Source organism: Methylobacterium guangdongense, assembly GCF_038442355.1.
GTDB lineage: Bacteria > Pseudomonadota > Alphaproteobacteria > Rhizobiales > Beijerinckiaceae > Methylobacterium > Methylobacterium guangdongense.
Genome location: NZ_JBBXMX010000015.1, coordinates 15,982 through 26,630, shown reverse-complemented (window position 1 = coordinate 26,630; position 10,649 = coordinate 15,982). Strand labels below are relative to the sequence as shown.

At 62.9% G+C, this 10,649-nt stretch carries 9 protein-coding genes; 5 read left to right on the top strand and 4 right to left on the bottom strand.

From position 1 onward, the window contains the following. Positions 1 to 246: 246 nt before the first annotated feature. The 3 genes from AAHG09_RS23185 to AAHG09_RS23175 all read right to left on the bottom strand — a co-directional run bounded on the left by AAHG09_RS23185 (position 247) and on the right by AAHG09_RS23175 (position 3,825). Positions 247 to 2,499, bottom strand: a complete 2,253-nt coding sequence (locus tag AAHG09_RS23185; protein WP_342109967.1) for a RelA/SpoT family protein — start codon at positions 2,497 to 2,499, stop codon at positions 247 to 249. A 202-nt stretch (positions 2,500 to 2,701) separates the two neighbouring features. Next, entirely contained in the window at positions 2,702 to 3,112 is a 411-nt protein-coding gene (rpoZ, locus tag AAHG09_RS23180) for a DNA-directed RNA polymerase subunit omega (protein WP_160532711.1), read from the bottom strand. Between the two features lie 419 nt (positions 3,113 to 3,531). After that, on the bottom strand, positions 3,532 to 3,825 hold the full coding sequence (locus AAHG09_RS23175; RefSeq protein ID WP_342109867.1) for a hypothetical protein: 294 nt from the start codon (positions 3,823 to 3,825) through the stop codon (positions 3,532 to 3,534). 31 nt (positions 3,826 to 3,856) lie between these two features. On the opposite strand from AAHG09_RS23175, the gene AAHG09_RS23170 reads away from it, so the two are divergent. The 5 genes from AAHG09_RS23170 to fabF all read left to right on the top strand — a co-directional run bounded on the left by AAHG09_RS23170 (position 3,857) and on the right by fabF (position 8,248). Beyond that, positions 3,857 to 4,324, top strand: coding sequence for a carbonic anhydrase (locus AAHG09_RS23170; RefSeq protein WP_342109866.1), 468 nt, complete (start codon positions 3,857 to 3,859; stop codon positions 4,322 to 4,324). A gap of 125 nt (positions 4,325 to 4,449) precedes the next feature. After that, on the top strand, positions 4,450 to 5,382 hold the full coding sequence (gene fabD, locus AAHG09_RS23165; protein ID WP_342109865.1) for an ACP S-malonyltransferase: 933 nt from the start codon (positions 4,450 to 4,452) through the stop codon (positions 5,380 to 5,382). Positions 5,383 to 5,515: 133 nt separating this feature from the next. Next, on the top strand, positions 5,516 to 6,253 hold the full coding sequence (gene fabG, locus AAHG09_RS23160) for a 3-oxoacyl-[acyl-carrier-protein] reductase (protein ID WP_342109864.1): 738 nt from the start codon (positions 5,516 to 5,518) through the stop codon (positions 6,251 to 6,253). Positions 6,254 to 6,585: 332 nt separating this feature from the next. Then, the gene (locus AAHG09_RS23155) at positions 6,586 to 6,825 is read left to right on the top strand and encodes an acyl carrier protein (protein ID WP_007559070.1); all 240 of its coding nucleotides are present in this window, start codon (positions 6,586 to 6,588) and stop codon (positions 6,823 to 6,825) included. A gap of 160 nt (positions 6,826 to 6,985) precedes the next feature. Further along, positions 6,986 to 8,248, top strand: coding sequence for a beta-ketoacyl-ACP synthase II (fabF, locus tag AAHG09_RS23150; RefSeq protein ID WP_342109863.1), 1,263 nt, complete (start codon positions 6,986 to 6,988; stop codon positions 8,246 to 8,248). A 37-nt stretch (positions 8,249 to 8,285) separates the two neighbouring features. Here the strand turns inward: fabF and AAHG09_RS23145 are convergent, their stop codons facing one another. Further along, positions 8,286 to 10,628: a restriction endonuclease gene (locus AAHG09_RS23145; protein ID WP_342109862.1), complete on the bottom strand. Its 2,343-nt coding sequence runs from the start codon at positions 10,626 to 10,628 to the stop codon at positions 8,286 to 8,288. Positions 10,629 to 10,649 lie beyond the last annotated feature (21 nt).

The following is a 10,649-nucleotide window of genomic DNA, read 5'->3' as shown; positions in this document are numbered from 1 at the left end:
TCGTCGCTGTGTTCTGCAATCCGGGGCGAAAAGCGCGGTCTTTCTCGAGCTGCCGTCGTCCGGGGAATCCGACCATTCGACTCAAATGCGTCCATGTCAAGCTTTACGGCAGAATCGCCGCCGCGAAGATCGATGATATTGGGCAAAAAACCGTCAACGGCCTGTCTTCATCAAGTGCCGGAGTGTTCTCGGAAGGTTTTCCGACGCGTATGCGTAAACTTGAGATATGCGTCTGCCCGGGCCGGCTCAGCCGTTCACGCGCTCGACGCTGTTGACGGCGCGCTTGCCGCGCAGTTCCGCGATGATCGCATTCAGGTGCTGGAGATCCCAGACCGACAGGTCGATGGTGATGTCGGTGAAGTCCTGCGTGCGCCGCTTCATCGAGATATTGTCGATGTTGCCGTCGTGGTCGGCGATCACCTGGGCGATCTGGGCGAACACCCCCGGCTCGTTGATCGACTTGAGGGCCAGCCGGGCGGGGAAGCGCTCGCCGCCGAGCGCCTCGGTATCCCACCGGACGTCGAGCCAGCGCTCCGGCTCGTTGTCGAAGGCGGCGAGCGCCGCGGACTGGATCGGGTAGACGGTGACGCCGACCTCGGGGGTCAGGATGCCGACGATCCGGTCCCCAGGAACCGCGCCCCCGTTCGGCGCGAAGGTCACCGGCAGGTCGCCCGCGAGGCCCCGGATCGGGATCGCGTCGCTGCGATCCTCGGCCTCGCCCTCTCTGCCGTCGGCCCCCGGGAAGGTCAGCCGCATGGTCTGGTCGGCCGAGCGGACGAGGCGGCCGGCGCCGCCGGTCGGTCCCGGCGCGGCGGAGGGCCGGCGCTCGTCGCGGTGGTCCGGATAGACGGCACGGACCACGTCGCCCGAGAACATCTCGCCCCGCCCGACGGCGGCGAAGACGTCCTCGGTGCTCGCCCGGGCGAGCCGCGGCAGGGCACCGCGCAGCTTGTCCTCCGAGAAGGTCTTGGCGGCGCGCTCGAAGGCCCGATCCAGGATCTGGCGGCCGAGGCCGGCATATTGCCGGCGCACGGCGGCCCGGGTCGCCCGCCGGATCGCCGCCCGCGCCTTGCCGGTCACCACCAGGGATTCCCAGGCGGCGGGTGGCGAGGCGCCGTCCGAGCGCATGATCTCGACCTCGTCGCCGTTGGCGAGTTCGTGCAGCAGCGGCGCCATCCGGCCGTTGATCTTGGCGCCGACCGCCGTGTTGCCGACGTCGGTGTGGACCGCATACGCGAAGTCGATCGGCGTGGCGCCCCGCGGCAGGGCGATCAGCCGGCCCTTGGGGGTGAAGCAGAACACCTGATCCTGGAACAGCTCCAGCTTGGTGTGCTCCAGGAACTCCTCCGGGCTGTCGCCCTCGGCGAGGAGCTCGATGGTTCGGCGCAGCCACTGGTAGGCGCCGCTCTCGGCCGCCAGCTTCGGATGGACGCTGCCCTCGCCCTCGCGGCGGCCCAGCTCCGTCCCGAGTTCCTTGTACTGCGCGTGGGCCGCGATGCCGTATTCGGCGATGTCGTCCATGGCGTGGGTGCGGATCTGCAACTCGACACGCTGGCTCTGGGGCCCGATCACCGTGGTGTGGATCGAGCGGTAATCGTTCTGCTTTGGGGTCGAGATGTAGTCCTTGTACCGCCCCGGAACCATCGGCCAGCTGGTATGGACGATGCCGAGCGCCGCGTAGCATTGCTGCACCGTGTCGACGACCACGCGGAAGCCGAAGATGTCGGAGAGCTGCTCGAAGGCGACGGACTTGCGCTCCATCTTCGACCAGATCGAGAAGGGCCGCTTCTGCCGGCCACTCACCGCGGCGGTGATGCCCTGCGCGCCGAGCTTCTCGGTCAGCACCTGCGCGATCGTCTCGACTACGCTCTCGGACTTGGCGGTGAGCCGGGCGAGCCGCTGGGTGATGGTCGCGTAGACCTCCGGCTCGATGTTGCGGAAGGCCAGATCCTCCAGCTCTTCGCGCAGCTCCTGCATGCCCATCCGGCCGGCGAGCGGCGCGTAGATGTCCAGCGTCTCCTGCGCGATGCGGTGGCGCTTGTCCTCCCGCATGTGCTGGAGGGTGCGCATGTTGTGCAGGCGGTCGGCGAGCTTGACCAGGAGCACGCGCACATCCGCCGCCACGGCGAGCAGCAGCTTGCGGAAGTTCTCGCCCTGCGCGGCCTGCTTGGAGACGAGGTCGAGCCGCTTGAGCTTGGTCAGGCCGTCGACCAGCGCGCCGATCTCCGGCCCGAACAGCCGGCGGATCTCCTCCAGCGTCGCCTCGGTGTCCTCCACGGTGTCGTGCAGGACCGCGGCCACGATGGTGGCGTCGTCGAGGTGGAGATCCGTCAGGATCGCGGCGACTTCGAGGGGATGGGCGAAGAACGGATCGCCCGAGGCGCGCTTCTGCGTGCCGTGCGCCTGCATGGCGTACACGTAGGCGCGGTTGAGCAGCGCCTCGTCGGCGGTCGGGTTGTAGCGCTTGACCCGTTCGACCAGCTCGTACTGGCGCATCATCCGCCGGGACGGGGTCGGCTCCGGGGTGGGACGCGGGGTCGGGATCACGCCCGATTGTTCCGCAACCGCCGGGCCCGCGCCAGCCCCCGGCGGCGGAAAACCGCCCGGTGCGACGGTTTCGGCATCGGAACGAGAGAACCCGGCGTCTCCGCCGGGTCCGGTTGCGGTCAGGTCGTGCGCGTCCAGGCCCACGCTGTCAGGCTCACTCGCCCTCGTCGTCGGTCTCGACCGGCGGGGCGAGGTTCTCGAGGCCGCGCAGGAGGTCCTCCTCGCTCATGCGGTCGAACTGGACCGCCGAATCGTCGCTGGAGGATTGCGGGGCCACCGCGGCGGCGGCCGGCGAACTCGACAGCAGCGGCACGGTCTCGGCCTCGGGCTCGTCCACCTCGACGTATTTCTGCATCGAGTGGATCAGCTGCTCCTTGAGGTCGTCCGCCGTGATCGTCTCGTCGCCGATCTCGCGCAGGGCCACGACGGGGTTCTTGTCGCGATCGCGGTCGACGGTGAGCGGGGCGCCGGCGGCGAGCAGGCGGGCGCGGTGGCTCGCCAGCAGGACGAGCTCGAACCGGTTCTCGACCTTCTCGATGCAATCTTCGACGGTGACGCGCGCCATGCGGGGCGGCTCCTTGGGCTTGAGCGACGGGTGATGTCAGGTATGGCCGCACCCTACACCGGATGCCGTTGTGCAACAAGCACAGCGGCTTCCGCGCTGGGGCAACGGTCCCGTGACAGGGCGGAACCGAGGCAGAACCGAGCGGTCGAAGACCTGGGATGCAGGATCGGCTGCCCGGACCGCGGCCGTCAGGCAGCTCGGGCCGCGACGGGGACGCCCGCTGTAGCCGCTCCTGATCGAGACCGGACGCAAAAACGGCAGAACGCGCCTCAGATCTTCATCGCGATCGTCGAAGCTTCGCGTTTGCAAAAGCATAGACTCTGTAGTTTTGAGCATTTAAGAAAATAAGCAGAGATATTTATCTGCGTATTCTCGAATATACGCCCCAATATCGATCGAAAGTGCAAAAATTTAGACGATCACATCTGTGTCTTGACCGATTGATCGATGGCCTGATCTGGATCGTGCCGGGCCACCGGGCTCACGAGGGGGCTTTCATGAGACATGGGTTGCCGCGTCGGCAGTTCCTGAAATGCGGTTGCGCGCTCGGTGTCGGCATCGTCGCCGGTGGCGCATGGGCCGCGCACGCTGCGCCGCACGGCGCCGGACATTCCGGCCTGACCCCCGACGAGGCGCTTCAGAAGCTCAAAGAGGGCAACGCTGCCTACCGGGCCGAATTGCCTGCCTGCACGGTCCAGGTACAGGCGCCGCATCGAGATCGCCGCCGGCCAAGCACCTTTCTGCGTGCTGGTGAGCTGCTCCGACAGCCGCGTCGCGCCGGAGATCGTGTTCGGGCAGGGACTTGGCGACGTGTTCATCGTGCGCAATGCGGGCAACACCGTCGACACGACGGCGTTGGGCTCCATCGAGTATGCCGTGGAGCATCTCGGCGTCCCGCTGATCGTGATCATGGGGCACAGTCGCTGCGGCGCCGTAGAAGCGGCGGCAAGCATCGTCGACACCAATGCCCGGTTTCCGGAGGCGGTCGAGCACATGCTCGGGCCGATCGTGCCGGCGGTGCTCTCGGTGCGGGACAGGCCGGGCGATCGGATCGAGCACGCGGTCCGCGCCAATGTCGACCGTGCGGTCGCGCGCCTGCGCCTGGGCGCCGAGCCGGTCATTTCCGAGCCGTTGAGGGCGGGTCGGCTGCGGGTGGTCGGGGCCGCCTACAATCTCGACACTGGTCTCGTTGATTTCTTCAACGAGGGGTGAGCCGTAGGCGCCGCCCGAGGGTTTGTGCGCCGCATCGTTGACACCCGCGGCGCCCGATGCGAATCCGCCGGCCCTGTTCCTCTGAAACCTATCGAGGGGTGGCGTGAACCCGCCGCCGTTGGGTCATGCGCGCACTCATCTTCCCCGGTCAGGGCAGCCAGGCGGTCGGCATGGCGCGGGACCTCGCGGCGGCGTTCCCGCAGGCGAAGGCCGTGCTCGACGAGGTCGATGCCGCCCTCGGCCAGCCCCTGTCGCGCCTGATGTTCGAGGGGCCGGTCGAGGAGCTGACCCTCACCACCAACGCTCAGCCGGCCCTGATGGCGGCGAGCCTCGCGGTTCTGCGGGTGCTGGAGGCCGAGCGCGGGCTGGACCTCACCCGCGACGTCGCCTGCGTGGCCGGGCATTCGCTGGGCGAATACGCAGCGCTCGCCGCCGCCGGCAGCCTGACGATCGCCGATGCCGCCAAGCTCCTGCGCCTGCGCGGCGCGGCCATGCAGGAGGCGGTGGCGCCGGGCGCGGGCGCGATGGCGGCCTTGATCGGGACCGATCTCGACACGGCCCGGTCCCTCGCCGAGCAGGCCGGCGGCGGCGCGGTCTGCGATGTCGCCAACGACAATGGCGGCGGGCAGGTGGTGCTGTCGGGCGACCGGGAAGCCGTGGAGCGGGCCATCGGCCTCGCCGCCGGCCGCGGGATCAAGCGGGCCGTGATGCTCAACGTCTCGGCACCATTCCATTGCCGGCTGATGGCCCCCGCCGCCGAGGCCATGGCCCAGGCGCTCGCCGCCGTGACGCTGAACGCCCCGCGGGTCACGCTCTACGCCAACGTGACGGCCGCGCCGGTCGCCGAGCCGGAGGCGATCCGCAAGGCGCTGGTCGAGCAGGTCACCGGCACGGTGCGCTGGCGCGAGAGCGTCGCCGCCATGGCGGAGGCGGGCGTCGACCGGTTCTACGAGCTTGGCGCCGGCAAGGTGCTCACCGGCCTCGTCAAGCGCATCGCGCCGCAGGCCTCCGCCACCGCGATCGGCACGCCCACGGACGTGGCGGCCTTCGCGCTGTAACGGGTTTCCAAAGGGCTTCAGCCCTTTGGCGGGGTGTCGGGGCGGAGCCCTGACGGATCTTCGCAGGGCTCCGCCCTGCACCCGCAAAAGGCCTCGGCCTTTTGAAACCCAAACGATTTCAGAGGAGCCCCGCATGTTCGATCTCACCGGCCGGAAGGCCCTCGTCACCGGCGCCACCGGCGGCCTCGGGCAGGCGATCGCCCGGGCGCTGCACGCGCAGGGCGCGCATGTCGCCCTCTCGGGCACCCGGCAGGCGAACCTGGAGGCGCTGGCGGCGGAACTCGGCGAGCGGGCGAGCCCGGTGGTCGCCGACCTGTCCGACAAGGATTCGGTCGAGGGCCTCGTCCCGGCCGCCGAGGCCGCGATCGGCCCCCTCGACATCCTCGTGAACAATGCCGGCATCACCCGGGACAACCTGTTCATGCGGATGAAGGACGAGGAATGGGAGCAGGTGCTCTCGGTCAACCTCACCGCCGCCTTCCGCCTGTCGCGGGCCGCCGTGAAGGGCATGATGCGCCGCCGGTTCGGGCGGATCGTCAACATCGGCTCGGTGGTGGGCTCGACCGGCAATCCCGGCCAGGGCAACTACGCCGCCGCCAAGGCCGGCCTCGTGGGCCTGACCAAGGCGCTCGCCGCCGAGGTCGCCTCCCGCGGAATCACCGTCAACTGCGTCGCCCCGGGCTTCATCAGCTCGCCGATGACCGACGCGCTCAACGAGAAGCAGCGCGAGGGCATCCTCACCCGGGTCCCGGCCGGGCGACTCGGCGAGGGCGCGGAGGTCGCCGCCGCCTGCCTCTACCTGTCCTCCGCGGAGGCCGGCTACGTCACCGGCCACACGCTCCACGTCAACGGCGGCATGGCGATGTACTAGCGCCCGTTTACTGGTCCTGACCCCGTCCGAAGCGTGGCGAATCAAGTGCCCCGGCACGCAAACGCCACACCCGTGAAGGGTTTCTGAACGGCCCCTCGCCAGACGGGGACCCCTGTGCTACCAACCCCCCGCAGCCGCGCAGGGGGTTGACGGTTCAGCGGGTTTTCAGTCCAAGGGCCTCCCGGTGGGGGCATCTCGGTGCACCTTGCCGGTTCACCGTCAGAAGCACGCGCAATCGGACACCGGCCGCTCAACAAGCCCGCAAGGGCGCGACGCGGTCCAGCACCACCCCGAGAAGACTGACAGACTTAAAGGACGAGGACGGAAGACCGATGAGCGATATCGCTGAGCGCGTGAAGAAGATCGTCGTCGAGCACCTGGGCGTCGAGCCCGAGAAGGTGGTCGAGAGCGCCAACTTCATCGACGACCTCGGTGCCGACAGCCTCGACACGGTCGAGCTGGTGATGGCCTTCGAGGAGGAGTTCAACGTCGAGATCCCGGACGACGCGGCCGAGACCATCCAGACGGTCGGCGACGCCGTGAAGTTCCTGGAGAAGAACTCCGCCGCGTAACGGCGCCGGATTTTCCTTCCATGCGGCGCGGGTGAGGCGGACCAGCCCCCGCGCCGTCCTGCGTTTTGAAGGCTCGGAGCCGGGACCGAATCCGCCTCCGGCCGTTATAGACGATGCGCTCCGGCGGACCGGGCGCGCGATCCAAGACGGGACGAGTGCGATGCGGCGGGTGGTGGTCACGGGTCTGGGGATGGTCACGCCGCTGGGCTGCGGGGTGGAGCACACCTGGAGCCGGCTGATCGCGGGCGACAGCGGCGCCGGCCCGATCCGCGGCTTCGAATCCGCCGACCTGCCCTGCCGGATCGCCGCGCAGGTCCCCTTCGGCGACGGCACCGACGGCACCTTCAACCCCGACCTCGTGATGGAGGTGAAGGAGCAGCGCAAGGTCGATCCGTTCATCGTCTACGCGATGGCGGCGGCCGACGAGGCGCTGAAGGATGCCGGCTGGGCGCCCAAGAGCCACGAGGACCAGTGCGCCACCGGCGTGCTGATCGGCTCCGGCATCGGCGGCATCGGCGGCATCTACGACGCCTCCGTGACCCTGCACGAGAAGGGGCCCCGCCGGATCTCGCCGTTCTTCATCCCGGGCCGGATCATCAACCTCGCCTCCGGCCAGGTCTCGATCGCCCACGGCCTGAAGGGCCCGAACAACGCGGTCGTGACGGCCTGCTCCACGGGCGCCCACGCCATCGGCGACGCGAGCCGCCTGATCGCGCTCGGCGACGCCGACGTGATGGTGGCGGGCGGCGCCGAGTCGCCGGTGAACCGCCTCTCGATCGCGGGCTTCTCCGCCTGCCGGGCGCTGACCACGGGCTTCAACGACACGCCGGAAAAAGCCTCCCGCCCCTACGACCGCGACCGCGACGGCTTCCTCATGGGCGAGGGCGCCGGCATCGTGGTGCTGGAGGAGTACGAGCACGCCAAGGCCCGCGGCGCGAAGATCTACGCCGAGGTGGTGGGCTACGGCCTCTCGGGCGACGCCTACCACATCACCTCCCCGTCCCCGGACGGCGATGGCGCCTTCCGCTGCATGAGCGCGGCGGTGAAGCGGGCCGGGATCTCGCCGGCCGAGATCGGCTACATCAACGCCCACGGCACCTCGACGCCCATGGGCGACGAGCTGGAGCTGAAGGCCGTGGAGCGCCTCCTGGGCGACGCCGCCGCGCACGCCACCATGTCGTCCACCAAGAGCTCGGTCGGCCACCTGCTGGGCGCCGCCGGCTCGGTCGAGGCGATCTTTTCGATCCTCGTCCTGCGCGACAACGTCATCCCGCCGACGCTCAACCTCGACAACCCCTCGGTCGAGACCAAGATCGATCTGGTGCCGTTCGAGGCGAAGCGGAAGCAGGTGGATGTGGTGCTGTCGAACTCGTTTGGGTTTGGTGGGACGAATGCGAGCTTGGTGATGCGGCGGGTTTTATAAAAGAAATCCCGCCATCTAGAGGCCTCTTATCGGGACTTTATCGCCGTACAGGTTTGCGTGTAACCCGATCTTCTACTACGAATTTCGGCAAATCTTTTGAACTCGCGACCAGTCGTCTTAACGCAGTAAGTGATGGATCTTTCTGCGGCCCTAATTCGTCTAAATCAAAGATTGAAGATTGGTTTCGGGCAATGTAATAGCTTAAAAACTCGCTTTTTATATACCGGGCATGTTTTTCGGAATCGACAATGTTGGTAACAATCTGTAAATTTCCTTCCTTCGACCGCTGTAAAAAACAAGTTTCCGCAAAGGCCTTCGCAAAAATACCATCTTCATTGCGTATCACATACACAGACGACGGATTCTTTAATAATCTTGAGAATGGAAGTTCTGTCAAGCAATACTTGAGAAAGCCGCCTGTGAGCGCAACATCGTAGCTAGAATTTTCGTCGTTTGGATTTTCAGCGATTGCAATAAGTTGCTGAATAAATAGAGGTGAATAAGCATCCGATTTCACATTGTCTACGCCATTAAGTAGCGCGAAATATTTTTCTACACTTTGAACAGATTGCGGGCGATCTATTTGCACCATGGTCGAGACTGCCATCAACCACGACCAAAGGGTTTTAGGATTACTTCTAAGCTCATCCTTCAAAGGAGCTAATCTACGATATAGTTGAGAGATAATGTGATACAAATAAACACTAAAATATTTTCTGCTACATATCAAATTATACACTTCGAATACCTTTTCTGTTGACGGATTGTCTGCGATGAAATCAATAGTTTCATTTGTGATGCCGCGGGAAGCAAGAATATCGATGCACTCAGCAGGAGCGGTTGATATTTTGTCAGCAATCAAGAATTCTTGAAACGATCGGTGGGAAAAATGAAACACATCGCCGAGTTTTGTCTCAATCAAAGAGCCAGACATCAGCTCACGGAGTATCCCATCCGCGTCATTTTCCTTTACAAAGTCTCGATAGATTTCTAAATTGATTTGGGAAATCGTAAAATGTTCTCTCTCGTTAAAAAAGCTATCTAAAGCTAAGTTTGCAAGAAACGTCCTTCGATCCTTGGAAGAAAGTCCAACGCCTTTATGCCTATCGAAGTCGCGAGTGAGAATTGTTTCTATGAATGCATCGTAAAGCTCGTATCTGGTAAATTTTTTCAATGATATTTTTAAGTCAGACGCAATGTCGGCCATCATCTTCGCATGTACCGGACGAGAAAACAAACCGTCCAAGTTCAAGGAGCGTATTTCAGCTACACGCGCTTTTATTGTTTGCTCTGTGATGGAGGGCGATTTTCTAAAGAATTTGCGTAGATAGCCGATGAAAAACTCGTCAATATCCTTATCCTGGAAAGGCATTAGATCTAATCGCTCGAACTCCAGCGCCCCAGCGGCTTTTGTTTCCAGGTTTCCAATGTATTTTGATCCCTCGATTACTGCTTTATATTCCCTTGCATTCTGAAAAGTATTCGGGCGGCCTAGCATAATGCATTTAGTATTTTGGGTAATTAATATTTTTAGCTGTGAAAAATTGTAGTTGAAGTCATCCCATCTCATTGCGTAGCGCATTTCGTCTAAACCATCTAAGATCAAAGTTAGATAGCCGAGATTGTTGAGCTTCTGAAAGAGCGGGAACGAATATCCAGAAACTTGAAGATCGCTTGTGAATATAGATCCAAGTAGGCCATCAATTCGTTGCTGAGCGGATAGATCGCCTAGCCTTATTAAGATTGGTATCCTGTTTAATGGATCCTTGCGCCATTGTTCTGTCAATTTATAGGCAAAAACTTTGGCAAGGGAGCTTTTTCCCATTCCGTAAGTTGAGAGAACTGCCGCAGGTCGATTCAAGTTGCCGCTGTGCCATTTAAGTAGATGTTCGACAGCTAAAGTTCCGCTTTCAAAAAACTGGTCGACGTAATATTCAGATATTCCATCGTGTTCAATTTCGAGTCGTAACTGCTCGATGTATTTTGGAAAATTGATCAGGCCTCTAATAAAGTCCTCATAAGTCAATGCATAAAAACCAGAATTTCTATTCAATGTATCTCGCGCATCGGCAGAAAAGTCACTCGATGATACGACCCAAACTTCATCTACTATTCTTCGTTCGATGGCATTTTTGTAGGATCCGATGATCTCGTCGATTAAGCGCCGACCTAAGTTTTGATGGTAATATTTGGCCTCGATAGCTATCCTGACAGGTTTTGGTACCCTAAATACCTCGAAACACAGATCGACGTCTTTCCCATTCTCTTTGCTTTCCTTGATTGGGGAATAACCTGCCGCGATGCATATGTCCCGTAAGCGATCTCTGAAAGCATCGCCTCTAATCTTGTTGCTGTTTGGCCCTTTTCCTTGGCGCTTCATACCGGCTCGCAAATCGTGCTA